The sequence below is a fragment of the Ruegeria sp. I1 genome (assembly GCF_056532675.1).
The window spans coordinates 504401-530718 of the sequence record NZ_JBQFNM010000001.1; the positions used below are offsets into that span (position 1 = coordinate 504401).

The following is a 26318-nucleotide window of genomic DNA, read 5'->3' on the forward strand; positions in this document are numbered from 1 at the left end:
CGGAGTTGAGCAATGAACGCCAATCGGATCATCGACATGATCGTGCGACAGGTCATGCGGCGCCTAGTGAACAAAGGAATCGACAAGGGCATCGATATGGCCAGTCGTCGTGGCGGGAACCCGGATCAGGCACCCTCGAATACGGGCGCGCCGAAGAATGCCAGTGCGCCGCGTCACGCGAAGAACCTAAGGCAAGCACATCGGGTAACGCGCCAGATGCGCCGGTTCATGAAGTTCTGAAGTCTAGCTTATCGCCTTGAAATGCTTGGACAGTTTCAGGCCTTGTCCCTGATAATTCGATGCGATGCCAGCGCCGTATAGCTGTGTGGGCATCTCAGTCATTTTCTCATAGACTAATCGACCGACGACCTGCCCATGTTCCAGCACGAAGGGCGCCTCGTGGCAGCGAACCTCAAGCACACCGCGTGATCCGGCACCGCCAGCCTCGGCATGGCCGAAACCGGGATCGAAGAAGCCTGCATAGTGCACACGGAACTCTCCGACCATGGCCAGATAAGGGGCCATCTCGGCGGCGTACATTGGTGGGATATGCACCGCTTCGCGGCTGACAAGGATGTAAAAGGCACCGGGATCCAGAATGATGCGGCCATCCTTTGTGCGCACCTCTTCCCAGTATTCCTGCGGGTCGTATTCGCCGATCCGGTCCAGATCGATAACGCCCGTATGCGGCTTGGCACGATAGCCGACCAGATCAGTATCCGGCAGTTGCAGATCAACCGAGAAACCCAGCCCATCTTGGATGACAGCAGAGCCATCGACCAGCGGCGATTCAGCATGCAGATCGTTCAGTTCGGCGTCGGTTAGAACCGCCTGACCGTGACGAAATCGGATCTGGTTCAGACGCATGCCTGGGCGGACCAGGACCGAGAAGGAACGAGGGCAAATCTCGGCATAAAGAGGCCCGGTATAACCTGCCGGAATACGGTCAAACTCGGTCCCGCCATCGGTGATGGTGCGGGTTAGCAGGTCCAGCCGCCCGGTCGAGCTTTTGGCATTGGCCACGGCGCTGGTATGGCCGGGCAGGTCCAGTGATTCCATCAGCGGCACCAGATAGACGCAGCCTTTTTCCAGAACGGCCCCGTTGGTGATGTCGATCCGATGCATCTCGAACTCGGTCAGACGGTCAGCGACGGATCGGGTTTCACCAGCTAAAAAGGATGCGCGAACCCGGTAAGCCACTGTTCCCAAACGTAGATCAAGGCTGGCCGGCTGCACCTGAGCAGGGACGACATCCGGTGTGGCAGTGATCTCACCGCGCGCGATCATCGCCTCGATCTGCTGGTTTGGGCATACACCTGTCATTCCGATCCCCCCTGATGCCAGAGCGGGATCTGGCCAATGTGCCACAAACGTCGGTGTGATATGGTCGGGCTAGCAGGACTCGAACCTGCGACCTTCCGTCCCCCAGACGGACGCGCTACCAGGCTGCGCCATAGCCCGACGTTGGAGTGTTCATAAAGAAATTCCCGGCAGGGGCAAGAGGAAAACAATGCCTTTTTCCTATCCCGCCGTGTTGGCTTCGACCCGGTCCAGCCAGCTGCGCAGGTCCCGTGCGATGGGTGCGATTTTGTTCAGAAGATCGGCGTCAAATTCGGTACGATTCCAGACCAATGACGTCAGGCCACCTGTAAGAGGTGCCGTATCGAGCACCGGTTCTTGCGGCTCGGGAGCGGGCAGCGGTTCTGCGGGTGCGCCCTCAGGGGGGGCAGCTGGCGCATCAAGGTCCATATCGATTTGTTCAGATGCAGGCGCAGCTGAGAAGGGGACGACAGTGTCGTCAGAAGTTTGGGGTTCATCCACGGGTGTTTCGTCCAGCCCATGGGACAGCCCGATGACATGGGCAACGCCGCGTTCGCGCAAAATCCGCTGAACACCTTTGATCGTCACCCCATCTTCATGCAACAGTTTCTTGATGCCGCCCAGCAATAGCATATCGTTCGGGCGATAATAACGCCGACCTCCGGCGCGTTTGACGGGTTTGACCTGAGTAAACCGACTTTCCCAGAATCGCAGAACATGGGCCTGTACACCGAGCCAATCCGCAACTTCAGAGATCGTGCGAAATGCGTCGGGGGATTTGCTCATGTCCGCAGAGCTCCGGCGTTATTTGCGATTCCCGGCGGCGACGCGATCCTTCATCAGATGCGACGGGCGGAAGGTAAGAACGCGGCGGGGTTGAATAGGAACCTCTTCGCCGGTTTTAGGGTTGCGACCGATACGGGCGGTTTTGTCCCGAACGCTGAAGGTGCCAAAAGACGAAATCTTGACCTGTTCGCCACGCACAAGCGCATCGGACATGTGGTTCAGAACGCTTTCGACCAGCTGTGCGCTTTCATTGCGTGACAAGCCAACCTCGCGAAAGACGGCCTCGCTCAGATCCATTCGGGTCAGTGTTTTGTCGCCCATGTTTTTTCCCCTGTTGCTACCAAACCATAGGGTCAGGGCAAATTCACTGTCAATATCAATGAATTGCGTGCGGCTGTGTAAGCCGGAATGCGCTTGTTACCAGCGCAAAAGGACCGATCCCCAGGCCAAACCGCCACCGATCGCCTCGGTCACCAGCAAATCGCCCGGTTTGAACTGCCCACGCTGCTTGGCCACGGACATGGCCAAGGGAATCGAGGCCGCCGAAGTGTTGCCGTGATCCTGTAGGGTGACAACAACGTGATCCATTGGCACACCCAGTTTCTTGGCGGTGCCCTGAATGATGCGGATATTGGCCTGATGCGGCACGATCCAATCCACATCTTCATGTTTCAGCCCAACTTTTTCCAAACAGGTTTCGGCGGTTGAGGTCAAACGCTCAACCGCTTGTCGGAACAATTGGTTGCCCTTCATTCGCAGATAGCCGGTGGTCTGGGTCGACACCCCACCATCGACATAGAGCAGATCCTTGTAGCGCCCGTCCGAGTTCAGATCGGTGGCCAGAATCCCGCGATCGTCGGAGGTGCCATTGCCGTCCTGCCGTTCCAGGATCAACGCACCTGCGCCATCGCCAAAAAGCACACAGGTTGACCGGTCCGACCAGTCCATGATTCGAGAGAATGTCTCGGCCCCGATCACCAGAACCCGTTTTGCCTGATCCGACAGGATCAGCGCATTGGCATTGGTCATCGCATAGACGAATCCGGCACAGACCGCCTGTACGTCAAAGGCAAATCCTCTCGTCATGCCCAAGCGAGACTGCACCATCGTGGCAGCAGACGGAAAGGTCAGATCAGCGGTTGAGGTTGCAAGCACGATGGCATCGATATCATCAACCGATAGACCCGCATCGGCCAGGGCGGCCTCGGCAGCTTTGGTGGCCATATCCGAGGTCGTTTCCCCTTCGGCTGCAAAGTGGCGGCGTTCGATACCGGAGCGCGTTCGGATCCATTCGTCCGACGTATCCAAGGTTCGTTCGAACTCGGAATTCGGGACGATACGTTCGGGCAAATAATGCCCCACACCTACAACGACTGAACGGCCTGCCATTCTTGGGTACTGCCTTCTTTGTTATTCTTCCGCCTGCGGCGCGGCATGGGCGGCATCTTGTGCAAGCTGGGCTGTTGATGCAACCCGTGCGGCCAATTTTTCGGCAAATCCCGACTCGGCTAGTGTAAAGGCCAGTTTGACTGCTGCCGAAACACCGGTTGCGTCCGCACCTCCATGCGATTTCACGACTGTGCCATTCAGGCCAAGGAACACCCCGCCGTTAACTTGTCGAGGATCGATACGCTTCTTCAAACGCCGCAACGAAGTAATTGCCAAAACCGATGCAAGACGTGAAAGAGGCGTATATTTGAACGCCTGCCGCAGCAGATCACCGATCAGGCTGGCGGTGCCTTCACCTGTCTTGATGGCGACATTACCGGTAAACCCGTCGGTTATGATCACATCTGCCTTGTCACCGGGGATATCGCTGCCTTCGACAAAGCCCACAAAATCGAAGTTTGCGGGATCGGCAAAATCGGCGATCAGGGAATGCGCCTCTTTCAACTCGGCCCGGCCTTTATGTTCCTCGGTGCCCACGTTCAGCAGGCCGATCCGGGGACGGTTCAGCGCCATCCCGTTGCGGGCGTAAGAGGCCCCCATCAGCGCATATTGCAGCAGGTCCTTGGCATCGGCTCGGACATCGGCGCCCACATCCAGCATCACGTTGAAGCCCTGAGGATTGCGCGAAGGCCAAAGGATCGCAATCGCCGGACGGTTTACCCCCGGCAATTTGCGCAGGCGCATCATCGACAGCGCCATCAGGGCACCGGTGTTGCCGCACGAAACCGCCCCGTGTGCTTCACCCTGGCGCACGGCTTCCAGTGTCGACCACATCGACGTCTGTTTGCCGTTGCGCACAACCTGGCTGGGCTTATCTTCCATCGTGACCACGTCTGGGCAATCACGAAAATCGACGCGCCCATCCAGGACGCGCCGTTTCGCTACGAGCTTGCGCAGCGTGTCTTTGGGACCATGCAGCAGAAACCCGATATTGGGGTTTTTCTTTGCCGATCGCGCAAGGCCTGCAACAACAACTGCGGGACCCGCGTCCCCACCCATAGCGTCAACCGAGATGGTGATCCGTTCGGCGTGCGTGGGCTGTTCAGTCATTCCTGGGCCAGCGTTCAATCAGGCTTAGGCCGCGTCTTCGTCCAGGTCGATTTCGTCGGCCTGTGCGATCACCTCACGGTCATCATAGTGGCCACATGCGCCACAGACGTGGTGCGGGCGGCGCAGTTCACCGCAGTTCGGGCATTCGTTCGGGTTCGCAGCAACCAGAGCGTCGTGTGCGCGGCGGTTGTTGCGACGCGACTTGGAAACTTTGTTCTGTTGGACGGCCATGGTCTCAACCTTTGTCTGACTGTGGGCCAGCAGATTCGCTGCCGACCGGGTTTCATATTTCGTTTTATCGTGGTTTGACGCGCATTTAGGGAACCAGCCCGGCAATGTCCAACCCAAAATCCGTTGAGCGCGCGAAAATACTGCGATTCTCGTCATGATCAAGCGATTTTTCTGACCGCCTGCTATGACAGGAAATCAAGGCTCTGTCACTCGTCTTTTTTCAGCGCATCCCGCAATCCGGCCAACCCCGCAAAGGGTTTGGCATCTTCATCGGTCATCGCCTGTTTACCTGGTTCAGTGTAGTCGGCCTGATCCAGTTCAGCGCCGTCCTTGCGGGGATACTGGGGCAGGGCCAGCGACAGCGCCTCGATCATCACGATCTCGGGGTCGATCTCGGCCCCAAGCGGCTCGGTCTCGTCGCCTTCCGGGATTTCGAATTCCGGTTCATCCGGATCTAACCAGTCGGCCACATACAGGCGTGAGACGGGCACATCGATCCGGGTTGTCACTGGTTCCAGCGTCACGACGCAGGGCTGAATCACCGTTGCACCCAATGTGCCGGTCAGGACCCAGTCGCGCTTGCCATCGGCGCGCACTTGCCCTGCAAAGCTAAGTTTGCGCAGCCCAAGCAGGCCCAAATCCTGTTTGATAGCCTCCAGCGCGTCCTTTTCCGGGCGTAGCTCAAACGAGGTTGCGGTGTTCTGGGGCAGGTCGGCCACCCGCAGGGATGTAACGTTGCCCATGTCCTGAGCCTTTCTATGTGTTGAACCGCGGCTGCGGTTTCTGTAATCGGATAGAAGCCGCAAGAGGCCAAGGCAAGAGGGTGAGCAAGTTGATGGTTGGAAACAGGTCGAAATCGGCGATGCGAACAGTTGCGTTCCTTGCCTGCCTTACTGCGATTACCGCCTGTACGCCGATTTTCAGGAATCACGGTTATGTGCCGCCTGCGGATGAACTGGCCGAAATCAAGGTCGGGACCGACACGCGCGACAGTGTGACCGAGGCCATCGGCGCCCCCGGCATATCCGGGGTCGTGAACGATTCTGGCTTCTATTATGTGCGCTCGCGCGTGCGCCACTACGGTCCCAAACGGCCCGAGGTCGTTTCGCGAGAGCTGGTCGCGATCAGCTTTGATCAGCGCGGCGTGGTCCGGAATATCGAAAGATTCGGGCTTGAAGACGGGCTTGTGATTCCGCTGGAACGCCGTGTGACCGAATCCAGCGTCAGCGACACAGGCTTCCTGCGTCAGCTGCTTGGCAATATCGGCAACTTCAACCCGGCGAACATTCCGGGTGCGTCCGAATAATATCGCTGACCGTCTTGTCTGCTTCACATGACGGTCACATCTTCTGTGGTAACGGGAGCGTAGTTCAGAAATCCGGTCCGCAAGCGCGGAGGAAGCGACGATGACCAATGCCGTCTTGTTAAGCAAGGGACGCTATCAAGCGCGACTGGCGCAAAGTGCCGATGATCTGAAAGCAGCGCAGCGCCTGAGGACCTTGGCCTTTGGAACGGATCAGATCGATACCGACGCGTTTGATGCCGCCTGCGCCCATGTTCTGGTCGAGGATTTGCAGGCCGATGGGCAGCTGGTTTGCTGTTTTCGGATGCTGACCATGTCAAATGGTGCAGATATCGGGCGCAGCTATTCTGCCCAGTTCTATGACCTCTCCAGCCTCGAAGATTTCGATGGCCGCATGGTCGAGATGGGGCGATTCTGTATCCATCCGGACTGGACCGATCCGGATATTCTGCGCGTCGCGTGGGGTGCCATGACCGCCTTTGTTGACCAGAATCAGGTCGAGATGCTGTTTGGCTGCTCCTCATTTGCTGGAACCGAGACCGTGCATTATCTGGATGCGTTTGCGATGCTGAAACACCGCCATCTGGCCCCGAAACGGTGGTTGCCTCGGGTCAAAGCGCCGGATGTCTTCCGCTTTGCTGCCCGGTTGCGGCGAAGACCGGATGCGAAAAAGGCGATGCTGCGGATGCCGCCCTTGTTGCGCACTTATCTGATGATGGGCGGCTGGGTCAGCGATCATGCGGTGGTCGACCGGCATATGAATACGCTGCATGTGTTCACCGGGCTGGAAATTGGGTCGATTCCTCCGGCGCGGAAACGTCTGCTGCGCGCGGTGGCCGGTTAGGTCGGGTATTTCCGAAAAGGTGAAGCCGGGGCGTTGACGCCTTGTGCCTGCCGGTTTAGCTGGCGGGCATGGCGAGAATTCCTTTGTTGCAGATGTCTGACATTTCCCTGACCTTCGGGGGTGATCCGGTATTTTCCGAGCTTGATCTGGTGGTTCAGCCCGGCGACCGCGTGGCGCTTGTGGGGCGGAACGGGTCGGGCAAATCCACATTGATGAAGGTGATGGCCGGTCTGGTTGAGGCGGATCAGGGCGAGATCATCGTACCCCCCGGCAAATCCGTTGGGTATATGGAACAAGACCCCGGAATGGAGGGGTTTGCGACGCTGGGCGATTATGCCTGCAGCGGGTTGGAGCCCGGCGAGCTGTACAAGGTGGAACGCGCGGGCGAGGGGCTGAAGTTTGATCCCGACCGTGCCGTCGAAACCGCCTCGGGCGGTGAGCGGCGGCGGGCAGCTTTGGCCAAGCTGATGGCCGAAGCACCGGATTTGATGTTATTGGACGAGCCGACCAACCATCTGGATATCGAAGCCATCGCCTGGCTGGAACGCGAATTGGGGTCAACTCGTGCAGCTTTTGTGCTGATCTCGCATGACCGCGCGTTTTTGCGCGCTTTGACCAAGGCGACACTGTGGATCGATCGCGGTGCCGTGCGGCGACAGGAGCAGGGTTTTGAAGCGTTTGAAGCCTGGCGCGACAAGATCTGGGAAGAAGAGGATCAGCAGCGCCACAAGCTGAACCGTTTGATCAAATCCGAGGCCAAATGGGCCGTCGAAGGGATCAGCGCTCGGCGTAAGCGCAATCAGGGCCGGGTGCGGGCACTGCAGGCCTTGCGGGCCGAGAAGGCAGCGCAGATCAAGCGCCAGGGCTCTGCTGCGATGACGCTTGAGGCTGGGCCAAAATCCGGCCGAAAGGTGATTGAAGCCAAGGGGTTGGCCAAATCTTTTGGCACTCAGCAGATTGTGCGAAACTTTGATCTGCTGGTGCAACGCGGCGACCGCGTCGCGTTTGTGGGCCCCAACGGTGTGGGCAAGACCACCCTGCTGAAAATGCTATTGGGGCAGGAACCAACGGATGAGGGCTCTGTCGCCTTGGGCACCAATCTTGAGGTGGCCGTATTCGACCAAGCCCGCGCGCAATTGGACCCGGAGATGACCCTGTGGGACAGCCTGACCGGCGATCCCGAAATGCGGGTCTCTGGCAAGGCCGATCAGGTGATGGCGGGCGGGCAGCCCAAACATGTGGTGGGGTACCTGAAGGAATTCCTGTTCGACGAACAACAGGCCCGCGCCGCCGTTAAATCTCTGTCCGGGGGCGAGAAAGCGCGGTTGCTGCTGGCCAAACTAATGGCCAAATCCTCGAACCTTTTGGTGTTGGACGAACCAACCAACGATCTGGACGTGGAAACACTGGATTTGCTGCAGGAGCTGCTGGACGAGTATGACGGCACTGTTCTACTGGTCAGCCACGACCGGGATTTTCTGGATCGCGTCGCGACGACAACCATTGCCATGGAAGGCGACGGGCGGGCGACGGTCTATGCCGGAGGATGGTCAGATTACATTGCGCAGCGTGGCGACGTGCCTGAGAAAAAGGAAGAAAAAGCAAAAGCTTCAAAGCCAAAGATAAAGCAAGAGGCAAAGCCGAAAACAGGCCTGTCATTCTCAGAAAAACACCGGCTTGAGAAACTGCCAGCCGAGATTGCACGGCTTGAGGCCGAGATTTCGAAGCTGGAAGAATTGATGTCCGATCCCGAACTGTTCACCCGCGAGCCGGTCAAGTTCCAGAAAGCAACTGACGCCTTGGTCGAACGGCAGGAAAAGCTGGCCTCGGCTGAGGAAGAGTGGCTGGCGCTGGAAGAAAAGGCCGAAGCGGGTTAACCGCTTAACGAACGCATTTACCCTGTTCGCGCGCAGCCCGAGGCTCTTTGACCTCGGGCTTTTTCTTTTGAGCAGTTAACCAATCCGCGTCATCTCTTTCAGGACGAAATCAGCAACACTGCCCTCAGTCGCCTCCATATAGGCGGAGAGGTGCGGAGCATTCATGTGGGTCTGCCATAGCTCGCGAGATTCCCAGTTTTCGTAAAAGACAAAGAAACCGGGATTGGTTGTGTCGATATGCAGGTCGTATTGCTTGCAACCCTCTTCACCACGCGTGATCGGGATCAGCTTTTCCAACTCAGTGCGCACAAGGTCTTCCTTGCCGGGATTGGCGGTGATCTGGGCGAGAATAGTCAAGGCCATGGTGTATCCTATGGGTGATTTTTGTGATGACCACGGATATGTGACATACACGTCAACTACGCAAGAACGCACAATATGTGTAGGTAGGCACAGTTTGTATACTGTAAAAACAAAAGGCCAAATATGAATCGGTTCGAAAGATATGATTGCAGCGGCGGTTGCCCGGTTGAGGCGGGGCTGGAACAAATCTCGGGCAAATGGAAGGGCTTGGTGATCTATCATCTGTTGGGCGGAACCATGCGATTTAGTGCGTTATCACGCGCTTTGGGAACCGTGACCCAGCGCAGCCTGACCAAACAACTGCGTGAGTTGGAGGCTGATGGAATCGTGCATCGCGAAGTCTACCCGGAGGTACCGCCCAAGGTCGAATACAGCCTTACACCCAAGGGGCAAGCGTTGGGTCCTGTGATTGAGGCACTTGCCGATTGGGGGCAAAACCGTGTTTTAATCTGAGCATCGTCAGAGAGGCCGTGCAGGGTTTCCGACTACGGTTTTAGCGGCGGCTACATCCTTTGTGACCACAGCACCCGCGCCGACGATGGCGTTATCGCCGATTGTCACTCCGGGCAGAATAAGGGCGCTGCCGCCGACCCAGACGTTGTTGCCGATAGTCACCGGCAACGCGATTTCCAGCCCACGGGCACGCTCTGCCGGGTCTTTGGCGTGTTGCGCGCAATAGATTTGCGCCTGAGGCCCGAACATCGTGTCATCGCCGATCTGCACCCGTGCTGTATCCAGAACCACGCAGCCTGCATTGAAATAGACCCGTTTGCCCAGGTGGATATTGAGGCCATAGGCGCAGTGAAACGGTGCCTCGACATAGCAACCGGAACCCGGATCACCCAGCAGTGCATGCAGCGCCGGGTCCATGTTGCCGCGTGCATCAGGATCGCACGAGTTATGTGCGTGAACCGCGCGCCGTGCCGTGGCGCGCAGGGCGTCGAGCTCGGGGTCGAGGCAGCAATACCACGCACCAGCCTGCATTTTCTCGCGTTCGGTCATGGGGCAGAGTTACCGCATCCGCAGCGCACCGTCGATGCGAATGACCTCTCCGTTCAGATACCCCATCTCGACGATGAAACCGGCCAGTCGGGCGTATTCCTTTGGATCGCCCAGACGGGCCGGGTTGGGGACGTCAGCAGCCAGTTGTTGCTGCACATCTTCGGGCAGGCCCGCCAGCATCGGTGTCATGAAAATACCCGGCGCGATGGCCATGACCCGGATACCGGATGAGGCCAGATCGCGCGCCATCGGTAGGGTCATCCCGACCACTCCGCCTTTGGACGCGGCATAGGCCGCCTGGCCCTTCTGCCCGTCAAAGGCCGCAATTGACGCCGTGTTGATGATCACGCCGCGCGCGCCATCCGGTTCGGGCTCATTTCTTGCCATCTCAGCAGCCGCAAGGCGCGAGACGTTGAAGGTGCCAACCAGATTGATGTCGATGGTACGCTGGAAAGCGTCCAGTGGGTGCGGACCGTCCCGGCCCACGGTTTTGATGCCATAGGCGATACCTGCGCAATTCACCGCAGCATTTATCCGACCCATATTCTCCATTGCGGCGGCAATGGCTGCCGAGACCGAGCTTTCCTCGGTCACATCGGTCTGTGCAAAATGGCCTCCGATCTCGCGGGCGACCTGTGCGCCGCGATCCTGATCCCGGTCCAGAATAGTGACCTGTGCGCCTTGATCCGCGAAATGGCGGGCGGTCGCTTCGCCAAGGCCAGAGGCGCCCCCGGTGACGATGGCAGCGGTATTTGACAGGTTCATGGCAGCCCTCCAATTTTTCTGAACATACGTTCAATAACGGGATGAGGCCGGATCTGTCCAGAAAATTGACGCTGCCTCTCTGAGCTATGGTGTCAGCTGACCCTACGTTAACAAATCTTCAGTTTTCGCTCATCCGGCATTTACGGACCGCCACCATCTGCTGATCGAATAACCTGACATGTTCGGGTGTTTCTAGGTCAGGAGGATCAGTAATGTTAACGAGTACCAAAGTTAAACTGGGCGCATTTGCAGTTATGCCATTTGTTGGAATTCTGATGGCAGGTAGCGCGGCTGCCGCAACAGAAGTCTGTAACTGGAAAACCGCCCGCACGGCTGCCAATAACGGAGATTACGCCGCACTCTGCGCCTGTTCACAGGTAACGCCGAGTTTTCTGAAGCAACTGCAAAGGCGCGCGGATTTTGAGACGACCTTGCAGAATACCGGCGCCATGTGCCCGGGTCTTGCAGCCTTGTTGACGGATTTGCCAACGGCGTCGATCTCTGACCCGACCAGCAATCGCGGAGAAGACCGCAGTTCGGATCGTCCATCACAAGGCGCGCCGGGTGCGGGTGAAAACGGTGATGGTGGCAGTGCCGGTGGTGGCGGCCAGGGACCGGGCAACGGCGGTGGTAATGATCCCGGCAATGGCGGTGGAGATGGCCCCGGCGATCCCGGAAACGGTGGCGGAGACGGCCCCGGTGATGGCGGTGGCGATCCCGGTAACGGCAGCGGTGACGGTCCTGGTAACGGCGGCGGTGACGGTCCTGGCGATGGTGGTGGCGATAACCCCGGTAACGGTGGCGGAAACGGTCCCGGCAAAGGTGGCGATGGCCCTGGCAAGGGCGGTGGCAAAGGTGGCGGCAAAGGCGGCGATGGTCCCGGCAATGGCAACGGGAATGCCGGAAACCCCGGTAACGGCGGTGGAAACAACAATGGCTCTGGACCGGGCTCTGGCAACAACGGCAATAACAACGGTCAGGGCAATGGTTCCGGAAACGGAAAAGGCGGTGACGGTAAAGGTGGTGGCAAGGGCGGCGGTAAAGGAAAACGCTAAACTACTTGGCTTTACAATGACACAAGAACAAAAAACGGCCACCAGATGGTGGCCGTTTGTCTTCATGTTCTCGCCGGTGTCAGTTCATCCCAGCTGCACCAGCGCGTGCCGTTTCTTGCCCGCGCTGAGTTTGATGGGCGAGGACAGGGTAACCGCATCGATCATCAAACCGGCATCTGTCAGCGGCGCATCGTCCAATTTGGCACCGCTTTCGGCGATCAGGCGTTTGGCCTCCTTACCGGATTTGGCGAGGCCGGATTTGACGATCAGTTGCACAATCGAAACGGGCAGATCATCGCCCGACAGGGTCAGGGTCGGCAGATCATCACCTATTCCGCCTTTTTCGAACACTTCGCGGGCGGTGGCCTCGGCAGTTGCGGCGGCCTCAGACCCGTGCAGGAGGGTTGTGACCTCGTTGGCGAGGCGGATTTTGGCCTCGTTGATCTCGGACCCTTCCAGTGCGGCTAGACGGTCGCATTCGTCCACAGGCAATTCGGTGAAGATTTTCAGGAACCGGCCCACATCTGCGTCGGTCGTGTTGCGCCAGAATTGCCAGAACTCATACGCCGACAGCATATCGCCGTTCAGCCAGACAGCACCGCCCTGTGATTTGCCCATTTTGCGCCCGTCGCTGGTGGTCAGCAAGGGCGTGGTCAGGCCATAGATCTCGTGATCCAGCACGCGGCGGGTCAGGTCGATACCGTTGACGATGTTTCCCCATTGATCCGAGCCGCCCATCTGCAGAACACAGCCGTAGCGGCGGTTCAATTCGAGGAAGTCATAGGCCTGCAGGATCATGTAGTTGAATTCGAGGAATGACAGCGATTGCTCACGGTCCAGCCGGGATTTCACCGATTCAAAGCTCAGCATCCGGTTGACCGAAAAATGCCGCCCGATATCGCGCAGGAAATCGAGGTAGTTCAGGCTGTCGAGCCATTCGGCATTGTTCAGCATCAGCGCGCCGGTCTCGCTGTCATCGTAAGACAGGTATTTCGAGAACACCTGTTTCATGCCTGCGATATTGGCGTCGATCTGTTCTGGGCCCAGCAGGGGGCGCTCATCCGAGCGGAACGATGGATCGCCCACCTTGGTGGTGCCGCCGCCCATCAGGGTGATCGGTTTATGCCCAGTCTTTTGCAGCCAGCGCAGCACCATGATGTTCATCAGGTGCCCCACGTGCAAAGACTGCGCCGTGGCGTCATAGCCGATGTAAGCCGTCTGCACCCCAGAGATCAGCGCGTCGTCAAGGCCCTGATAATCGGTGCAGTCAGCCAGAAAGCCGCGCTCGATCATCGTGGCGATGAAATCCGATTTGGGGTGGTAGGTCATGGTTTGCCCTTTGGGTTTATGTTGCGGGGCACTGTATAGGCGGCAGATGGGGTAAGGGAAAGGCACCAATTCGCAAGAAATGGCGGCCTATTGAGTGGGTGCCATGCCTTTGGCCGGGGTGGTGGGCAGTGTGAATGCATAGAGCATCGCGCAGACGTTCAAAATGGCCAATGCGATGATAGGCGTTACCGGGTCGTGCAGGTGTGCCACTGCTCCGAGACCTGCGGCAAAGGCAATCCCGAACAGGCCCGCCGTCACATCGCCCAACGCGACCAGATAGGGGCGCTCTTTCTCTCCGGTCATTTCGATCAGATACAGGTAGCGGCCATAGATCACGCCGTTGCCACCCAATGATAAAAGCAGAATGACAAAGGCGTAGATCCAGACATTGGACGCATAGCCCATCATCGTGAGCCCAAGCGCTGCGATCGCCGAGAGTGTCGATGTCAGGCAGCCCAGCCACATCACATGTTTGACTGAAACGCGACCACTCAGCCAACCCCAGAGCAGCGAGCCGATGACCACACCAGCGCTGGCGCCGATCACGAAATAGCTGAGCGAGTGTTTGGTGCCGATATGATAGGTCGCGGCGTGGATCGTGTAGAATGGCATGGCCAGTTCGACCGAGACGAACAGCAGCCGCGCAATCAGGAATTTGCGATACCACGGCATGGCCATTCCGGTTTCAAAACCAGTTGCCAGTTCTTTCAGCGGCTTTGGCTTTTTCACCGGTTTTGGCGGAGGTTTGATTTCATCCTCAAACAGCTGCACACCGGCAAAGCTGATTCCGGCTGCAAACATCGCGATCACGCCGCACCACATGACCACGATATGCCGTTGCATCGGCTGGTCCGAGGCCAACAGGTCTTTGGTCGCCCACACCACGATGATCGCAAGCACACCTGATATTGTAGCCTGTGCAAACACCATTCGGTTGCGTTTCGCCTCGGGGACCGAGGTGCCATAAATCTGGCTCGTCCCAAGGCTGGTGATGCCTTGACACAGGCCCATGATGATCGCTGTCAGCAGGAACAATAAAATGACCATGGCTTGCGACAGGTTGGTCGCAAACAGCGCGACGAGGGCCAGAATCGCTCCGGTCAGCAGGTTCGGGATATAGACGGCAACCTTTGCACGGGTAATGCGGTTGATCAGCGGCGAAACAAAGATTTCAGCGATCAACCGTGCGCCAGTGACAAACGGCAACAGCAGCCCCGCAACAAAGGCGGGCGCCCCCAAAGCCAGGTATAGGAAGGGCAGAACAAGGCGCGGGTTCACCAACTGACCACCAATCGTGGACAAAGACCCGGACCAGAAGATCAGTTGATAATTGCGGCTTTCGACCGCCTGGACGTCCTTTGGTACCTGTTTTTGCGCCATGTTTGTTTGCAAAGCCGGTGTCGTGCGAAGACATAATGCTGGCATGAGAATGAAATTTGCTCAACCTCCGCGCCAGTTCAGGGTGTTGAACTCAGGTCGCGCAGGTCGAAAAACGCCGTCAGCACGGGTATTCACCTTGCCTTGGGTTTCGAAAAGCGGGCAGTGTCGCTGCAGCATCTAACCCTTGGGCAGGAGAGCAGCAGGTGCGCCGAACCATAAGAACAAACGAACCGATCCGCGCGCTGGGTGCGATGTCGGGCACCTCGCTGGACGGGGTGGATACGGCGGTCGTCGAAACGGATGGGCACAGAATCTTTGGGTTCGGTGAAAGCGGCTATCGCGCTTATTCTGAGGCGGAGCGCGCGGTGTTGCGCGCCGCACTGGGCAAGTGGCATGGCCCCGAGGTTGATGCAGCGGCGGAGCTGGTAACAGTGGCCCATGCCGAGGCGTTGTCTGAGTTCGATGAGATTGATCTGATCGGTGTACACGGTCAGACCCTAGCGCATGAACCGCGCGGACGTGGCACGCTTCAGGTGGGCGATGGGCGTGGGTTGGCGCAGGCGCTGGGCGTTCCGGTGGTCTGGGACTTCCGCAGCGATGATGTATCAATGGGGGGTGAGGGGGCGCCACTTGCCCCGTTCTATCACTTTGCCTGTGCCAAATGGATCGGCGCGGATGCGCCCCTGTGTTTCCTTAACTTGGGGGGTGTGGGCAATTTGACCTATGTCGACCCCAACTTCGACGGTCCAGAGATGCCGGGCGCTTTGCTGGCCTTTGATACCGGGCCTGCAAACGCCCCAGTTGATGATCTGATGCAGGCTCGACTTGGCCTGCCGATGGATCGAGACGGGGCACTAGCACGAGAGGGTATTGTTGAAAATGGCGCACTGGAGTTGTTTCTGGAGGAGCCGTTTTTTAGCAAAATGCCGCCGAAATCGCTGGATCGGAATGACTTTGCCGAGATGATCGGACTGGTTCAGGAACTCAGCGACGCTGACGCAGTAGCAACCCTGACAGGTATGTGCGCCGCCGGGGTGGTGCAGGGGATGGATCATTGCCCCAAGCCACCGACACGGCTGCTGGTCACCGGGGGTGGGCGGCACAATCCGGTCTTGATGGAGATGTTGCGGGTTGCGCTGGATTGCCCGGTCGAACCGGTCGAAGCGGTGGGTCTGGATGGCGATATGTTAGAGGCGCAGGCCTTCGCCTATCTCGCTGTGCGGGTGGCGCGCGGTTTGCCGACCTCATGCCCGGGAACCACGGGGGTTCCGGTTTTGGTGGGCGGCGGCGTTGTCAGCACGGTCTCGGCGCGAAGCACGGGCTGAAGCGCGACCGGAAAACAGTTCAAAAAAACAGCTCATTGTGCGACGGTTGGGTGGGACCCATGCAATAGAGGCAAGGTAGAATGGCCACAAAAGCCGAGCTTGAAGCCGAACTGGATACGCTGCGAAAACGCAATGCCGAGTTGGAGGCAAAGACCGGATCAGACCCAGAACCCGAAGATCAGAGCGAACCGGTCAAAACGTCGGATGAAATCCGAAAACTACTGACCGATCACGGGATCGATCTGAGCAAGGCGCAATCGCTGGGCGAGGATGTGGTCGAGGAGTTCGGCCGCTTGCAGAAAGACTATCCGATTGCGGCGCTCGTGATTGCCTTTTCGCTTGGCTACGTGGTCGGACGGGCACAGGGTTAGGAGGGACGCGATGAGCAGATTGAGCAGAAATCTGGTGACGATCTACCGAACCGAGCATCTGATCGCGCGTCGCCGTTTGGCTGTCATGCGTCAACAGACCATTTTGATGGTGCTGGCGGGAATATCGGCCTTGTCTGCCCTCGTTTTATTGGATGTCGCTCTGTTTCTGGCCCTGAAAGAGGTGACGTCGCCCGCAGGGGCGGCTGCGGTACTGTCGCTCGGCAATCTTGCGCTTGCTGGCTTGCTTGTCCTGATTGCGCGGCGATCGAATGTCGAAGACGAGGTCGCGCCGGCAGTAGAAGTTCGGGATATGGCGATAGCAGATATTGAAGATGAACTGGAGGAACTGGCGACCGAGGCGCGCGATGTTGCGCGCGCGGTCAAGGGTATCGGTACGAATCCTCTGGGGTCACTCACTGCGGTGCTGGTTCCCCTGATCAGCCTGCTGCTAAAGTCCCGCAGCAAGGAGTAGGGGGCTCTGCCCCCGTCGCTGTGCGACTCCCCCGGGATATTTGTGGCCAGATGAAGACTGGATCCTAGGAATTGAGGCTTCGGGCGTATTCTCTGGTGAATTCGGTATAGCCGTTTGATGTGGATTTCAGGTGGGTTTTGGCCCAGCTGTGAAGCGCGGGAAGTTGGTAGAAGGGCACGTTCGGAAAGGCGTGATGTTCTGCGTGATAGGGCATGTTCCAGGCCAGAAACCGGATGATCCGGTTGGTGAATGTGGTGCGCGAGTTTTCCAGCATGTCGGCCACGGGCGGGCAGAGGCCATGCTCGGCCAGCAGATAGAGGCGCAGCGCTGGCTGGCAGATCAGCACCGGTAAAATCCAGAGCCAGAGCAGGATTGGCGTGAAGAACAGGCTGAATATCGCCAGCGCATAGAGCCCCAGCAGAATGCGGGCTTCGGTGCGGATCGCGCCATTTTGGCGTGCGGGCAGATAGGGGGCGTCGATCCTCCCCCTCGCATTGTGCATCAGTGTTTTGACCATCCCGAGCCAATAGGGCCAGCCGCTGAGATAAAGGAGCAGGCTAGTCCAATCCTCAGGGCGGGGTTTGCCTGCAAGTTCCGGGTCATTTTCGGGGTGGTTTGTCCATTTGTGGTGGGCCAGATGGAAATATCGAAACCATGTGAAGGGCAGGATGATCGGCACCGAGACCAGATGTCCGACCGCTTCATTGATCCAGCTGGATTTGAACGGGGTTTTGTGGGTGCATTCGTGGCTGAGCGTGAAGAGGAACACCAGCAGCAGCCCCTGGGGGATCAGCAAGAGCGGCCAGAGCGGGACCTGCGCCGCGATCCCAGCTGAGCTCACCCCCAGCAAAGCGGCATAGAGCGCCAGCTGGCGCAGCCCTGCGCGATCAGACCTTTGCTGCAGTTGCTCTTTGGTCTGGGTCGGGATCGCTGCGATCAGGGCGCGGTGGTCCATCAGATCACGCCTTTGGAATGTCGAACCCGGGCGCGGCCAGTTCGAAGCCTTCGAACTCGAACCCCGGTGAAACGGTACAGCTGACCAAAGTGAAATCGCCAGTGCTGCGCGCGGCTTGCCAATGGTCTTTGGGCACGATCAACTGCGGCGCACCTGCGGTCAGGTCGGGGGTCAGCAGGTGATCGGTGGCCGGACCCTGATCCGTTTCGCTGAGGGACAGGATCAGCGGCGCACCGGAGTGGTAGAGCCAGATTTCGGTGGCGTCGACGCGGTGCCAATGGCTGTTCTCTCCGGCTTGCAGTAGAAAGTAGATACAGGTGCCTGTGGCGCGGCCGGGATTATCGGCGCGCCAAGTTTCCTTGAACCAGCCGCCTTCTGGATGGCGCTGCAGGTTCAGGTGGGTGATGATGTCGTCGGCGGTCATGGTATCCTCGGCGTTTCTGTCTGGATTATGCACGGGCGCGCGCGATCTGCTATGGCAATTGTCGGCGCAGCTCATATGTTTGCGACATGACCCTGACGATCCCGTTTGACAACAGTTACGCCCGTTTGCCCGATGCGTTCTTTTCTCGGCAAGCGCCTGTGCCCGTGCGGGCACCAACGCTGATCGCGTTCAACGAAGATCTGGCGCGACTGCTGCGGATATCGCCCGGCGAAGCGCAAGAAATGGCCGAAGTCTTTGCCGGAAATGCGCTGCCAAATGGGGCAGAACCCTTGGCGCAGCTCTATTCCGGGCATCAGTTTGGGACTTATAATCCGCAACTGGGCGATGGGCGCGCCGTGTTGCTGGGTGAGACCATTGGGGCCGATGGCGTGCGGCGGGATATCCAACTCAAGGGCTCGGGGCCTACGCCGTTTTCGCGGCGGGGGGATGGGCGCGCCTGGTTGGGGCCGGTTCTGCGCGAATATGTGGTGTCAGAGGCGATGCATGCGCTGGGCGTGTCAACCACCCGGGCACTGGCGGCCGTGGAAACAGGTGAGCCTGTCTATCGCGAAGTGGCGATGCCGGGTGCGGTTTTGACCCGCGTGGCCCGTAGCCATCTGCGGGTGGGCACGTTTCAGGTGTTTGCGGCGCGTGGGCAGTTGGAAAACCTGCGACGGCTGACCGACTATGCCATCGAACGCCACTACCCGCAGGCCGACGGGCCGATGGGCCTGCTGCGCGGGGTGCGCGATGCGCAGGCGCGGCTGATTGCGCATTGGATGAGCGTTGGGTTTATTCACGGGGTGATGAACACCGACAATTCCTCGATAGCCGGTGAGACCATTGATTATGGCCCTTGCGCCTTCATGGACAGCTATCACCCCAATACCGTCTATAGCTCGATTGACCGGATGGGGCGCTATGCCTATTCCAACCAACCGGATATCGCCGTGTGGAACTTGGCGCAGCTGGCGACCGCTCTGATCCAGCAGATGGAAGATAAAGAGGCCGCCGTGGAAGAGGCGACCGAGATTGTGCATGCGATGCCTGATCTGTTGCAGGAGCAATGGCTGACGCGGTTCCGGGCTAAGATCGGCCTGACGCGCGCGGAAGAGGCGGATCAAGACCTGATCTCTGACCTGTTGAAGCGCATGGCTGAAAACCAGGCGGATTTCACCAATACGTTCCGTGCTTTGGCGGGCAATGCTGCGCGAGACCAGTTCACCGATCCAAGCGCCTTTGACGGCTGGGCGGACGGTTGGACCGCGCGACTGGATAGGGAAGACGATCCACGAGTGGTGATGATCGCCGCGAACCCGGCTTTCATTCCGCGCAATCATCGCGTGGAGCAGATGATCGAGGCCGCTGTAAAGGGCGATTATGCCCCGTTCCATCGACTGAACACGGTTCTGGCGCAGCCTTATGAGGATCAGCCCGAGGCGGCAGACCTGATGCGGCCCCCGACATCCAGTGAGGTTGTTCAGGCAACGTTCTGCGGGACATGAGCAGCGCGGGCTTGTTTCGCGTCTGGCTTTGTCGCTACATAAAATGACCGTTTGCTCAGCTGCTTAGACTGCGATCATGACTTCAGCCCAGACCTTGCGTCTTGCCAGTTACAATATCCAGAAATGCGTCGGGCTGGATTTCCGACGTCAGCCGCAGCGGATCATGCAGGTCCTTGACGGGATGCAAGCGGATATCGTTGTGCTGCAGGAGGCCGACAAACGCCTGCCACCGCGCCCTGCCGCTTTACCGCATTTCATGCTGGATGAAGCTGGCTGGCAGATCGTTGATCTGGGCGGAGCGGGCAGTCTGGGCTGGCATGGCAATGCGGTGATCTGGCGGGGCGACCAGATCTCGGTCCGCACAACAGATCACCACGAGTTGCCGGGGTTCGAGCCGCGCGGCGCTGTTCGGGTTGAATTCGACACACAGATCGGGCCGCTGCGGGTGATGGGCCTGCATCTGGGGTTGCTGCCTGCGTCCCGGCGTCAGCAGATCACGCATATCCGACGGTGTGATGACGGGCTGGATGAAATGCCCACCGTATGGGCCGGGGATTTCAACGAATGGTCACGCCAGCCCGTGCTGGACAAGCTGGTGCCCGAGATGCGGTTTTTGCCACCGGTCGCCAGCTTTCCGGCGGCGCAGCCGCTGGGTGCACTGGATCGGATCGCCTTGGGGCAGGGGATCACGGCACTGGATCACGGGGCGCATCAGGATCGCCCAGCCCATATCGCCTCGGATCATTTGCCGATCTGGGCAGATTTACAGCGCGCGGTATGATCTCAACCTGGGTCGTCGAATCCCTGTAGCGCTGGGCGATCAGACCGGTTATGACAGCAACCCAAGAAGCGGCTGAGGGGCATCATGTCGGATACGATTATCTCGCGTTGTGAGACCAAGGGCCTGCGCATGACAGGCCAGCGACGCATCATCGCGCAGGTGCTGGAACAGAGCGCCGATCACCCCGATGTGGAAGAGCTGTATGCCCGTGCCTCTGCGCTGGATTCCGGTATTTCGATCGCCACGGTGTACCGCACCGTCAAGCTGTTTGAAGAGGCGGGGATTCTCGAACGGCTTGAGTTCGGTGACGGGCGCGCCCGCTATGAAGATGCAGAACGTGATCACCATGATCATCTGATCGACATGCAATCGGGCGAGGTGATTGAATTTGTCGATCCCGAGATCGAGGTTCTGCAGGAAAAAATCGCTGCCAAGCTGGGCTACAAGCTTAAAGGCCATCGGCTGGAACTTTATGGTGTGCCGTTGGACAAAGACTGACATATCACAAAAAGCAATTGGTCGGCGCACGGGAATTCATTGAAAATTGAAGCAATTTTGCTTGCAGCGTCGCAGGCGTTTCGGTTCTGGTGACCATTGGGCCTGCTGGTTTGCGGTCCGATCCAATGGAAACGCGCATGAACAACGTAAACGGCATCTTGCTGCTTATCGGGTCGATGGCAGCTTTTGCAATCGAAGATATGTTTATCAAACACCTGTCAGCCAACGTGCCGACCGGGCAGATCTTGATTGCGCTGGGCATCGTCTGTGGTGGCAGCTTTGCCATCTTTTCGGTCGCATCGCGTAAGCGGATCTTTGATCCGGCAGCATGGGGGCTCTTGCCGCTTGCGCGTGCGGCCTCTGAGGGGCTGGGCGCGGTGTTGTTCGTGACCGCACTGTCTCTGATCGATCTGTCAACGGTGGCAGCGGTGTTTCAGGCGCTGCCCTTGGCGGTGACGATGGGGGCCGCGCTGTTTCTGGGCGAGCAGGTAGGCTGGCGCCGTTGGAGCGCCATTGGCGTCGGATTCATCGGCGTTCTGATGATCATCCGCCCGGGGCTGGAGGGGTTCCAGCCCGAAACCCTGCTGGTTGTTGCAACTGTCTTTCTGATTGCCGCGCGTGATCTGATCACCCGCAGGCTGGACGTTCGTGTCGCCTCGACCGTGGTTGCGATGCAGGCCTATTTCGCTGCCATCATTGCCGGTGCCGTGTTGATGCTGACCACAGGGCAAATCTATGCTCCGGTGCAATCGGCTCAGGTTTTGCCGTACGTGGCCGCCTTTGTGTTCAGCATGTTGGGGTATTACGGTATCGTGGCAGCGATGCGTGTGGGTGAGGCGTCGGCCATGATGCCTTTCCGCTATACCCGTCTTGTGTTCTCGATGATCGCAGGCAGTTTGATGTTCAGCGAGCGCCCGGATGCACTGACCCTGGCAGGCGCCACGCTGATCATCGGTTCGGGCCTTTACACCTTTGTCCGTGAGCGTCGGCTGGCGCGGCAGATGGTTCCAGCCTGATCGCTTGTTGGCGCAAACAGCAAACTGTTAGCCCTAAAGGCCAGAGAATATGGGTGTTAGCGGTAACGTGATAGGTTTACTTTTTGCTGGTTGCTGCTATGAGGCGTGCAACTGATTTCAGCCACAGGGACGGGCCTCATGAGCACCATCATCGACATCCATGCACGTGAAATTCTTGACAGCCGGGGCAACCCGACGGTCGAAGTGGACGTGATTCTGGAAGACGGCACCATGGGCCGTGCGGCAGTCCCTTCGGGCGCATCGACTGGAGCTTATGAGGCGGTCGAAAAGCGTGACGGCGACAAGGCGCGCTACATGGGCAAGGGTGTGCTGGAAGCCGTCGCTGCGGTGAACGGTGAAATCGCCGAAGAACTGGTTGGGTTTGACGCGACCGAGCAGGTGGCCATCGACCAGGCGATGATCGAGTTGGACGGGACGGAAAACAAAGGCCGTTTGGGCGCAAACGCGATACTGGGTGTCTCGCTGGCGACCGCGAAGGCCGCGGCGGATTTCACCACGCAGCCCCTGTACCGCTATGTCGGCGGCACCTCGGCGCGCGTGCTGCCGGTGCCGATGATGAACATCATCAATGGCGGCGAACATGCCGATAACCCAATCGACATTCAGGAATTCATGATCATGCCGACCTCGGCCACGAATATCCGCGAGGCGGTGCGCATGGGCTCTGAGGTGTTCCACACACTGAAGAAAGAGCTCTCATCTGCGGGTCTGGCCACGGGTGTGGGTGATGAGGGCGGTTTTGCCCCGAACATCGCATCCACCCGCGAAGCCTTGGATTTCATCCTGAAATCCATTGAAAAGGCGGGGTACAAGCCGGGTGAGGAAATCCATCTGGCACTGGATTGCGCGGCAACTGAATACTTCAAAGACGGCAAATATGTTCTGGCGGGCGAGGGCACGACCCTGACATCCGAGGAAAACGCGGCCTATCTGGCGGCGCTGGTCGATGACTATCCGATCATTTCAATCGAAGACGGCATGTCTGAGGATGACTGGGATGGCTGGAAGGCGCTGACCGACGCGATTGGCGACAAGGTGCAACTGGTGGGAGACGACCTGTTCGTGACCAATCCGGCTCGTCTGGCCGAAGGGATCGAGCGCGGCTGTGCGAACTCGATGCTGGTCAAGGTGAACCAGATCGGGTCGCTGACCGAAACGCTGCGCGCCGTCGATATGGCCCACCGCGCGCGGTACACCAACGTGATGTCGCACCGCTCGGGCGAAACCGAGGACGCCACGATTGCCGATCTGGCAGTTGCAACGAATTGTGGTCAGATCAAAACCGGCTCGTTGGCGCGGTCGGACCGGTTGGCCAAGTACAACCAGTTGATCCGCATCGAGGAATCTCTGGGCGAAGTTGCCGAATACGCGGGCGCGTCGATCCTGAAATAAACAAAAAAAAACGGGGGCCTCTCGCCCCCGTTTTTGCTGGCGCAAAAGGTGTTAGCCCTTGATCTTCTTAATGATCATGCCGACAACGACTTGAACAACCAGCCCGGCGATCCCACCGCCGACAAAGTTTGCAGCAAGCGCACCAATATCCATACCGCCTGCCGCCGCGCCGCCAGCACCCATTAGGCCGCTTAGCAACTGGCCACCGCCAACGCCGCCCACGGCCCCGGCGAGCATGTTGCCCAGATTACCCATATCCGAGCCTTTGACGATCTTGCCGCCACCCGAGCCGCCAATTGCGCCGCCGATCAATTGTCCGATCAATTGTTCCATCTGCGTATCCCTTTAAATGTCTGCTTTTGATTGTGCCGCGCTGTCTAAATGTCAGAGAGAGCCGCGGTCACGGGGAAAGATGGATCAAAAACAACCACTATAGCCCTGAAAGCTGGGCCGTGCGGACACAAGGGGTTCGGAATGCAAAGAGTTGAGCGCTCAGAGAATCTTGCTCATTAGCATGTACCGCTCACGCGCTTTGAAGCCGGTGCGCAGATATAGCTTTTGCGCTGCCTCATTCGTGCGGTCGACCTCAAGATGCAGGGCGGTCAGACCAGCTCCGGCCAGGGCTTTGGGCAGCTCCAGCAGAACCTCGGTTGCGATGCCTCGGCCACGAACGGCAGGGCGAATGTAAATCTCATCTACAAACGCATCCATGCCGCCAAACTCGACCGACCAGCCGAAGGTCAGGATGACGTAGCCCAACGGAGCGCGGCCCGGGCCGATCAGGTAAACACATCCATGTGGAATGCCGTCCAGCAACGGGGTTAGCGCAATGCGGCGTTTCTGGTCGTCCTGTTCAATACCCTCTTCGCCATGGAAGGCCGAAACCAACGTCATCAGGCGATCCAGATCCTCGGGGCGGGCCAGGCGGAGCGCGGCGGTCATAGACGGGCCAGCCTTTCCGTCAGAAGCGTGAAAAAGCCATGCGCGTCCACGTCGCCCATGAACATGGCGTTTGGTGTACGGTCGGTTACGCCCCACCAGTCCGCGACGGTCATACCCAAGGTCAGCTCAGACTGGGTTTCGATCTCAACATTGATATGACGACCCGAGAACAGCTCTGGTTGGATCAGATAGGCGGTCACGCACGGGTCGTGCAGCGGCGCACCTTCTGATCCGTATTTTTCCTTGTCGAACCGTTCGAAGAAATCGGTCATCTCGGCCACCGCATGGCCCACCTTGCTGCCGAGCGCGCGGAACGCATCGTTGCGATGGGGCGTGACCAGTGCATCATGTGTGACATCCAGCGGCATCACAACAACATGAACACCGGATTTAAACACGATTTCAGCAGCTTCTGGGTCGACATAAATGTTAAATTCGGCGGCTGGTGTTATGTTCCCAACCTCAAAATACGCGCCGCCCATCAGGACGATCTCCTGCACCCGGTCGATGATATCCGGTGCGTTCTGAAAGGCCGTGGCGATATTGGTCAGCGGCCCCAACGGGCAGAGCGTCACCGTACCGGGCTCCTGCGCGCGCAGGGTTTCGATGATGAACTCCACGCCGTGCCCCTCGGCCAGAGGCATCTGCGGGTCCGGCAGAACAGGGCCGTCCAGCCCGGTTTTGCCGTGGACATGTTCGGCGGTGACCAGCGGGCGTTTCAGCGGGCGGTCGCATCCAGCATAGACGGGTATATCCGTGCGCCCTGCCAGTTCACACACGATGCGGGCGTTTTTGGCCGTCAGCTCCAGCGGCACGTTTCCGGCGACGGCGATGATGCCTAGAACCTCGATCTCTTCCGGGCTGGCCAGGGCCAGCAGAATGGCGACGGCGTCGTCCTGTCCGGGGTCGGTGTCGATGATGATCTTGCGCGGTGCCATTGTGCCTCCGGTGTCTTGAAGCGCGGACACTCGCAAGTGTCACTGCGCTTGTCCAGCGGATTCAGGCCCCGGTCTTGGCATCCGGAGGCAGAACTTTGCCGTTGGCGCGGTGTTCTTCGGTTTTCACCTCATCCCACAGCGCATCCATCTCGGCCAGATCGCTTTGTGACGGCGTTCTGCCACGGTTAGCTAGCCGTGCCTCGACCTTCTCAAAGCGACGGGTGAATTTGGCATTGGTGCGACGCAGCGCGGTTTCAGCCTCGATGCCCAAATGACGGCCCAGATTCACCATGACGAATAACAGATCGCCAAACTCATCCTCGAGCGCATCTGCATCCATACTGTCGCGCGCCTCTTCCAGTTCGGCAGCCTCTTCGGTGATTTTGGCAAGCACATGGCTGGCATCGGGCCAGTCAAATCCCACGCGGGCAGCGCGTTTTTGCAGTTTTTGGGCCCGCAGAAGGGCGGGCAGGTTGGCGGCCACACCATCCAGCGCGCCTTTCTGTTCCTTGCCCGCACGTTCGGCAGCTTTGATGGTTTCCCAATCCTTGGTTTGCTGGTCGGCGGACTTTTCACGCGATTCGTCGCCGAACACATGCGGATGACGGGCGACCATTTTGTCGGACATGGTGCGCACGATGTCCTGAAAGGTGAAATGCCCTGCTTCCTCAGCCATTTGCGCGTGGAAAACGGATTGGAATAGAAGGTCGCCAAGTTCTCCCTTCAGCTCATCGTAGGCCTCACGCTCGATGGCATCGGCGACCTCGTAGGCTTCCTCGATCGTGTAGGGCGCGATGGTCGAAAAATCCTGTTCAATATCCCAGGGGCAGCCAGACTCCGGGTCGCGCAAACGGCGCATGATTTCCAGCAGGCGCTCGATACCCGCATCGCTGTCATGGATCAGAGGATTTTCAGCCATTGCGA

General features: G+C 58.7%; 32 protein-coding genes and 1 tRNA gene. 14 read left to right on the forward strand and 19 right to left on the reverse strand.

Annotated elements, in window-relative coordinates; translation table 11 throughout:
- Window positions 1–12: 12 nt before the first annotated feature.
- Window positions 13–240, forward strand: a complete 228-nt coding sequence (locus ACR0DH_RS02555) for a hypothetical protein (RefSeq protein ID WP_480542578.1) — start codon at window positions 13–15, stop codon at window positions 238–240.
- A gap of 3 nt (window positions 241–243) precedes the next feature.
- On the opposite strand, the gene ACR0DH_RS02560 is transcribed toward ACR0DH_RS02555, so the two are convergent.
- From ACR0DH_RS02560 to ACR0DH_RS02595, 8 genes are all read right to left on the reverse strand, one after another.
- Window positions 244–1323, reverse strand: a complete 1080-nt coding sequence (locus tag ACR0DH_RS02560; RefSeq protein WP_480546920.1) for a 2'-deoxycytidine 5'-triphosphate deaminase — start codon at window positions 1321–1323, stop codon at window positions 244–246.
- A gap of 61 nt (window positions 1324–1384) precedes the next feature.
- Window positions 1385–1461: transfer RNA gene (locus ACR0DH_RS02565), tRNA-Pro, on the reverse strand.
- Between the two features lie 60 nt (window positions 1462–1521).
- A complete protein-coding gene (locus tag ACR0DH_RS02570; RefSeq protein ID WP_480542582.1) occupies window positions 1522–2106 on the reverse strand; it encodes a MerR family transcriptional regulator in 585 nt (194 codons plus the stop codon).
- 18 nt (window positions 2107–2124) lie between these two features.
- Window positions 2125–2427 carry an integration host factor subunit alpha gene (gene ihfA / locus ACR0DH_RS02575; protein WP_008755922.1) on the reverse strand — a complete coding sequence of 101 codons (303 nt, stop codon included), beginning with the start codon at window positions 2425–2427 and terminating at the stop codon, window positions 2125–2127.
- Between the two features lie 96 nt (window positions 2428–2523).
- Window positions 2524–3495: a beta-ketoacyl-ACP synthase III gene (locus ACR0DH_RS02580; RefSeq protein WP_353006724.1), complete on the reverse strand. Its 972-nt coding sequence runs from the start codon at window positions 3493–3495 to the stop codon at window positions 2524–2526.
- 21 nt (window positions 3496–3516) lie between these two features.
- The gene (gene plsX, locus ACR0DH_RS02585) at window positions 3517–4605 is read right to left on the reverse strand and encodes a phosphate acyltransferase PlsX (protein ID WP_480546922.1); all 1089 of its coding nucleotides are present in this window, start codon (window positions 4603–4605) and stop codon (window positions 3517–3519) included.
- Between the two features lie 24 nt (window positions 4606–4629).
- Entirely contained in the window at window positions 4630–4836 is a 207-nt protein-coding gene (gene rpmF, locus ACR0DH_RS02590) for a 50S ribosomal protein L32 (RefSeq protein WP_480542586.1), read from the reverse strand.
- A 206-nt stretch (window positions 4837–5042) separates the two neighbouring features.
- Window positions 5043–5579, reverse strand: a complete 537-nt coding sequence (locus tag ACR0DH_RS02595; protein ID WP_480546924.1) for a YceD family protein — start codon at window positions 5577–5579, stop codon at window positions 5043–5045.
- A gap of 92 nt (window positions 5580–5671) precedes the next feature.
- Between ACR0DH_RS02595 and ACR0DH_RS02600 the strand changes: the two genes are divergently transcribed.
- From ACR0DH_RS02600 to ACR0DH_RS02610, 3 genes are all read left to right on the forward strand, one after another.
- Window positions 5672–6142 carry an outer membrane protein assembly factor BamE domain-containing protein gene (locus tag ACR0DH_RS02600; protein WP_170530501.1) on the forward strand — a complete coding sequence of 157 codons (471 nt, stop codon included), beginning with the start codon at window positions 5672–5674 and terminating at the stop codon, window positions 6140–6142.
- A gap of 100 nt (window positions 6143–6242) precedes the next feature.
- Entirely contained in the window at window positions 6243–6983 is a 741-nt protein-coding gene (locus ACR0DH_RS02605; RefSeq protein WP_480546926.1) for a GNAT family N-acetyltransferase, read from the forward strand.
- Window positions 6984–7051: 68 nt separating this feature from the next.
- A complete protein-coding gene (locus ACR0DH_RS02610; RefSeq protein WP_480546928.1) occupies window positions 7052–8860 on the forward strand; it encodes an ABC-F family ATP-binding cassette domain-containing protein in 1809 nt (602 codons plus the stop codon).
- 75 nt (window positions 8861–8935) lie between these two features.
- Here the strand turns inward: ACR0DH_RS02610 and ACR0DH_RS02615 are convergent, their stop codons facing one another.
- The gene (locus tag ACR0DH_RS02615; protein WP_480546930.1) at window positions 8936–9223 is read right to left on the reverse strand and encodes a putative quinol monooxygenase; all 288 of its coding nucleotides are present in this window, start codon (window positions 9221–9223) and stop codon (window positions 8936–8938) included.
- Between the two features lie 123 nt (window positions 9224–9346).
- Here ACR0DH_RS02615 and ACR0DH_RS02620 point away from each other — a divergent pair, with 123 nt between their 5' ends.
- Complete coding sequence (locus ACR0DH_RS02620; protein WP_480546932.1) at window positions 9347–9676, forward strand: winged helix-turn-helix transcriptional regulator; 330 nt, start codon at window positions 9347–9349, stop codon at window positions 9674–9676.
- A gap of 6 nt (window positions 9677–9682) precedes the next feature.
- On the opposite strand, the gene ACR0DH_RS02625 is transcribed toward ACR0DH_RS02620, so the two are convergent.
- Both ACR0DH_RS02625 and ACR0DH_RS02630 read right to left on the reverse strand, forming a co-directional pair.
- Window positions 9683–10225 (reverse strand): sugar O-acetyltransferase, encoded by a 543-nt coding sequence (locus ACR0DH_RS02625; protein WP_480546934.1) that lies wholly within the window; start codon window positions 10223–10225, stop codon window positions 9683–9685.
- A gap of 9 nt (window positions 10226–10234) precedes the next feature.
- On the reverse strand, window positions 10235–10990 hold the full coding sequence (locus ACR0DH_RS02630; RefSeq protein ID WP_480546936.1) for an SDR family NAD(P)-dependent oxidoreductase: 756 nt from the start codon (window positions 10988–10990) through the stop codon (window positions 10235–10237).
- Between the two features lie 212 nt (window positions 10991–11202).
- Between ACR0DH_RS02630 and ACR0DH_RS02635 the strand changes: the two genes are divergently transcribed.
- Complete coding sequence (locus tag ACR0DH_RS02635) at window positions 11203–12045, forward strand: hypothetical protein (protein ID WP_480546938.1); 843 nt, start codon at window positions 11203–11205, stop codon at window positions 12043–12045.
- Between the two features lie 84 nt (window positions 12046–12129).
- Here ACR0DH_RS02635 and tyrS read toward each other — a convergent pair whose 3' ends face one another.
- The gene (gene tyrS, locus ACR0DH_RS02640; RefSeq protein ID WP_480546940.1) at window positions 12130–13374 is read right to left on the reverse strand and encodes a tyrosine--tRNA ligase; all 1245 of its coding nucleotides are present in this window, start codon (window positions 13372–13374) and stop codon (window positions 12130–12132) included.
- Between the two features lie 87 nt (window positions 13375–13461).
- A complete protein-coding gene (locus ACR0DH_RS02645; RefSeq protein ID WP_480546942.1) occupies window positions 13462–14754 on the reverse strand; it encodes an MFS transporter in 1293 nt (430 codons plus the stop codon).
- 251 nt (window positions 14755–15005) lie between these two features.
- On the opposite strand from ACR0DH_RS02645, the gene ACR0DH_RS02650 reads away from it, so the two are divergent.
- The 3 genes from ACR0DH_RS02650 (at window position 15006) to ACR0DH_RS02660 (ending at window position 16922) form a co-directional block, all read left to right on the forward strand.
- Window positions 15006–16079 (forward strand): anhydro-N-acetylmuramic acid kinase, encoded by a 1074-nt coding sequence (locus ACR0DH_RS02650; RefSeq protein ID WP_480547302.1) that lies wholly within the window; start codon window positions 15006–15008, stop codon window positions 16077–16079.
- An 80-nt stretch (window positions 16080–16159) separates the two neighbouring features.
- A complete protein-coding gene (locus ACR0DH_RS02655) occupies window positions 16160–16450 on the forward strand; it encodes a hypothetical protein (protein WP_480546944.1) in 291 nt (96 codons plus the stop codon).
- Between the two features lie 10 nt (window positions 16451–16460).
- A complete protein-coding gene (locus tag ACR0DH_RS02660) occupies window positions 16461–16922 on the forward strand; it encodes a hypothetical protein (RefSeq protein WP_480546946.1) in 462 nt (153 codons plus the stop codon).
- Between the two features lie 64 nt (window positions 16923–16986).
- Here ACR0DH_RS02660 and ACR0DH_RS02665 read toward each other — a convergent pair whose 3' ends face one another.
- On the reverse strand, window positions 16987–17877 hold the full coding sequence (locus tag ACR0DH_RS02665) for a fatty acid desaturase (protein WP_480546948.1): 891 nt from the start codon (window positions 17875–17877) through the stop codon (window positions 16987–16989).
- A 4-nt stretch (window positions 17878–17881) separates the two neighbouring features.
- Window positions 17882–18301, reverse strand: a complete 420-nt coding sequence (locus tag ACR0DH_RS02670) for a cupin domain-containing protein (RefSeq protein ID WP_480542616.1) — start codon at window positions 18299–18301, stop codon at window positions 17882–17884.
- Between the two features lie 86 nt (window positions 18302–18387).
- Here ACR0DH_RS02670 and ACR0DH_RS02675 point away from each other — a divergent pair, with 86 nt between their 5' ends.
- The 5 genes from ACR0DH_RS02675 to eno all read left to right on the forward strand — a co-directional run bounded on the left by ACR0DH_RS02675 (window position 18388) and on the right by eno (window position 23514).
- Window positions 18388–19806 carry a protein adenylyltransferase SelO gene (locus tag ACR0DH_RS02675; protein WP_480546950.1) on the forward strand — a complete coding sequence of 473 codons (1419 nt, stop codon included), beginning with the start codon at window positions 18388–18390 and terminating at the stop codon, window positions 19804–19806.
- Window positions 19807–19882: 76 nt separating this feature from the next.
- Window positions 19883–20587 carry an endonuclease/exonuclease/phosphatase family protein gene (locus ACR0DH_RS02680; RefSeq protein ID WP_480546952.1) on the forward strand — a complete coding sequence of 235 codons (705 nt, stop codon included), beginning with the start codon at window positions 19883–19885 and terminating at the stop codon, window positions 20585–20587.
- An 84-nt stretch (window positions 20588–20671) separates the two neighbouring features.
- Window positions 20672–21085: a Fur family transcriptional regulator gene (locus tag ACR0DH_RS02685; RefSeq protein WP_480546954.1), complete on the forward strand. Its 414-nt coding sequence runs from the start codon at window positions 20672–20674 to the stop codon at window positions 21083–21085.
- Between the two features lie 137 nt (window positions 21086–21222).
- Window positions 21223–22101 (forward strand): DMT family transporter, encoded by an 879-nt coding sequence (locus ACR0DH_RS02690; protein ID WP_480546956.1) that lies wholly within the window; start codon window positions 21223–21225, stop codon window positions 22099–22101.
- A gap of 138 nt (window positions 22102–22239) precedes the next feature.
- A complete protein-coding gene (eno, locus tag ACR0DH_RS02695) occupies window positions 22240–23514 on the forward strand; it encodes a phosphopyruvate hydratase (RefSeq protein WP_480546958.1) in 1275 nt (424 codons plus the stop codon).
- A 51-nt stretch (window positions 23515–23565) separates the two neighbouring features.
- On the opposite strand, the gene ACR0DH_RS02700 is transcribed toward eno, so the two are convergent.
- The 4 genes from ACR0DH_RS02700 to mazG form a co-directional block, all read right to left on the reverse strand.
- The gene (locus tag ACR0DH_RS02700; protein ID WP_480542627.1) at window positions 23566–23847 is read right to left on the reverse strand and encodes a hypothetical protein; all 282 of its coding nucleotides are present in this window, start codon (window positions 23845–23847) and stop codon (window positions 23566–23568) included.
- Between the two features lie 159 nt (window positions 23848–24006).
- Window positions 24007–24456: a GNAT family N-acetyltransferase gene (locus tag ACR0DH_RS02705; protein WP_480546960.1), complete on the reverse strand. Its 450-nt coding sequence runs from the start codon at window positions 24454–24456 to the stop codon at window positions 24007–24009.
- The gene (locus ACR0DH_RS02710) at window positions 24453–25394 is read right to left on the reverse strand and encodes a nucleoside hydrolase (RefSeq protein ID WP_480546962.1); all 942 of its coding nucleotides are present in this window, start codon (window positions 25392–25394) and stop codon (window positions 24453–24455) included. The genes ACR0DH_RS02705 and ACR0DH_RS02710 overlap by 4 nt, the downstream gene beginning before the upstream one ends.
- Window positions 25395–25455: 61 nt before the next feature.
- On the reverse strand, window positions 25456–26313 hold the full coding sequence (gene mazG, locus ACR0DH_RS02715) for a nucleoside triphosphate pyrophosphohydrolase (protein ID WP_480547304.1): 858 nt from the start codon (window positions 26311–26313) through the stop codon (window positions 25456–25458).
- Window positions 26314–26318: the final 5 nt, after the last annotated feature.

Excerpts from the sequence above, each read along its gene's own strand:
- ACR0DH_RS02555 (WP_480542578.1), top strand. The coding sequence starts at position 13 with ATGAACGCCAATCGGATCATCGACATGATCGTGCGACAGGTCATGCGG.
- ACR0DH_RS02560 (WP_480546920.1), bottom strand. The coding sequence starts at position 1,323 with ATGACAGGTGTATGCCCAAACCAGCAGATCGAGGCGATGATCGCGCGC.
- ACR0DH_RS02570 (WP_480542582.1), bottom strand. The coding sequence starts at position 2,106 with ATGAGCAAATCCCCCGACGCATTTCGCACGATCTCTGAAGTTGCGGAT.
- ihfA (WP_008755922.1), bottom strand. The coding sequence starts at position 2,427 with ATGGGCGACAAAACACTGACCCGAATGGATCTGAGCGAGGCCGTCTTT.
- ACR0DH_RS02580 (WP_353006724.1), bottom strand. The coding sequence starts at position 3,495 with ATGGCAGGCCGTTCAGTCGTTGTAGGTGTGGGGCATTATTTGCCCGAA.
- plsX (WP_480546922.1), bottom strand. The coding sequence starts at position 4,605 with ATGACTGAACAGCCCACGCACGCCGAACGGATCACCATCTCGGTTGAC.
- rpmF (WP_480542586.1), bottom strand. The coding sequence starts at position 4,836 with ATGGCCGTCCAACAGAACAAAGTTTCCAAGTCGCGTCGCAACAACCGC.
- ACR0DH_RS02595 (WP_480546924.1), bottom strand. The coding sequence starts at position 5,579 with ATGGGCAACGTTACATCCCTGCGGGTGGCCGACCTGCCCCAGAACACC.
- ACR0DH_RS02600 (WP_170530501.1), top strand. The coding sequence starts at position 5,672 with ATGGTTGGAAACAGGTCGAAATCGGCGATGCGAACAGTTGCGTTCCTT.
- ACR0DH_RS02605 (WP_480546926.1), top strand. The coding sequence starts at position 6,243 with ATGACCAATGCCGTCTTGTTAAGCAAGGGACGCTATCAAGCGCGACTG.
- ACR0DH_RS02610 (WP_480546928.1), top strand. The coding sequence starts at position 7,052 with ATGGCGAGAATTCCTTTGTTGCAGATGTCTGACATTTCCCTGACCTTC.
- ACR0DH_RS02615 (WP_480546930.1), bottom strand. The coding sequence starts at position 9,223 with ATGGCCTTGACTATTCTCGCCCAGATCACCGCCAATCCCGGCAAGGAA.
- ACR0DH_RS02620 (WP_480546932.1), top strand. The coding sequence starts at position 9,347 with ATGAATCGGTTCGAAAGATATGATTGCAGCGGCGGTTGCCCGGTTGAG.
- ACR0DH_RS02625 (WP_480546934.1), bottom strand. The coding sequence starts at position 10,225 with ATGACCGAACGCGAGAAAATGCAGGCTGGTGCGTGGTATTGCTGCCTC.
- ACR0DH_RS02630 (WP_480546936.1), bottom strand. The coding sequence starts at position 10,990 with ATGAACCTGTCAAATACCGCTGCCATCGTCACCGGGGGCGCCTCTGGC.
- ACR0DH_RS02635 (WP_480546938.1), top strand. The coding sequence starts at position 11,203 with ATGTTAACGAGTACCAAAGTTAAACTGGGCGCATTTGCAGTTATGCCA.
- tyrS (WP_480546940.1), bottom strand. The coding sequence starts at position 13,374 with ATGACCTACCACCCCAAATCGGATTTCATCGCCACGATGATCGAGCGC.
- ACR0DH_RS02645 (WP_480546942.1), bottom strand. The coding sequence starts at position 14,754 with ATGGCGCAAAAACAGGTACCAAAGGACGTCCAGGCGGTCGAAAGCCGC.
- ACR0DH_RS02650 (WP_480547302.1), top strand. The coding sequence starts at position 15,006 with ATGTCGGGCACCTCGCTGGACGGGGTGGATACGGCGGTCGTCGAAACG.
- ACR0DH_RS02655 (WP_480546944.1), top strand. The coding sequence starts at position 16,160 with ATGGCCACAAAAGCCGAGCTTGAAGCCGAACTGGATACGCTGCGAAAA.
- ACR0DH_RS02660 (WP_480546946.1), top strand. The coding sequence starts at position 16,461 with ATGAGCAGATTGAGCAGAAATCTGGTGACGATCTACCGAACCGAGCAT.
- ACR0DH_RS02665 (WP_480546948.1), bottom strand. The coding sequence starts at position 17,877 with ATGGACCACCGCGCCCTGATCGCAGCGATCCCGACCCAGACCAAAGAG.
- ACR0DH_RS02670 (WP_480542616.1), bottom strand. The coding sequence starts at position 18,301 with ATGACCGCCGACGACATCATCACCCACCTGAACCTGCAGCGCCATCCA.
- ACR0DH_RS02675 (WP_480546950.1), top strand. The coding sequence starts at position 18,388 with ATGACCCTGACGATCCCGTTTGACAACAGTTACGCCCGTTTGCCCGAT.
- ACR0DH_RS02680 (WP_480546952.1), top strand. The coding sequence starts at position 19,883 with ATGACTTCAGCCCAGACCTTGCGTCTTGCCAGTTACAATATCCAGAAA.
- ACR0DH_RS02685 (WP_480546954.1), top strand. The coding sequence starts at position 20,672 with ATGTCGGATACGATTATCTCGCGTTGTGAGACCAAGGGCCTGCGCATG.
- ACR0DH_RS02690 (WP_480546956.1), top strand. The coding sequence starts at position 21,223 with ATGAACAACGTAAACGGCATCTTGCTGCTTATCGGGTCGATGGCAGCT.
- eno (WP_480546958.1), top strand. The coding sequence starts at position 22,240 with ATGAGCACCATCATCGACATCCATGCACGTGAAATTCTTGACAGCCGG.
- ACR0DH_RS02700 (WP_480542627.1), bottom strand. The coding sequence starts at position 23,847 with ATGGAACAATTGATCGGACAATTGATCGGCGGCGCAATTGGCGGCTCG.
- ACR0DH_RS02705 (WP_480546960.1), bottom strand. The coding sequence starts at position 24,456 with ATGACCGCCGCGCTCCGCCTGGCCCGCCCCGAGGATCTGGATCGCCTG.
- ACR0DH_RS02710 (WP_480546962.1), bottom strand. The coding sequence starts at position 25,394 with ATGGCACCGCGCAAGATCATCATCGACACCGACCCCGGACAGGACGAC.
- mazG (WP_480547304.1), bottom strand. The coding sequence starts at position 26,313 with ATGGCTGAAAATCCTCTGATCCATGACAGCGATGCGGGTATCGAGCGC.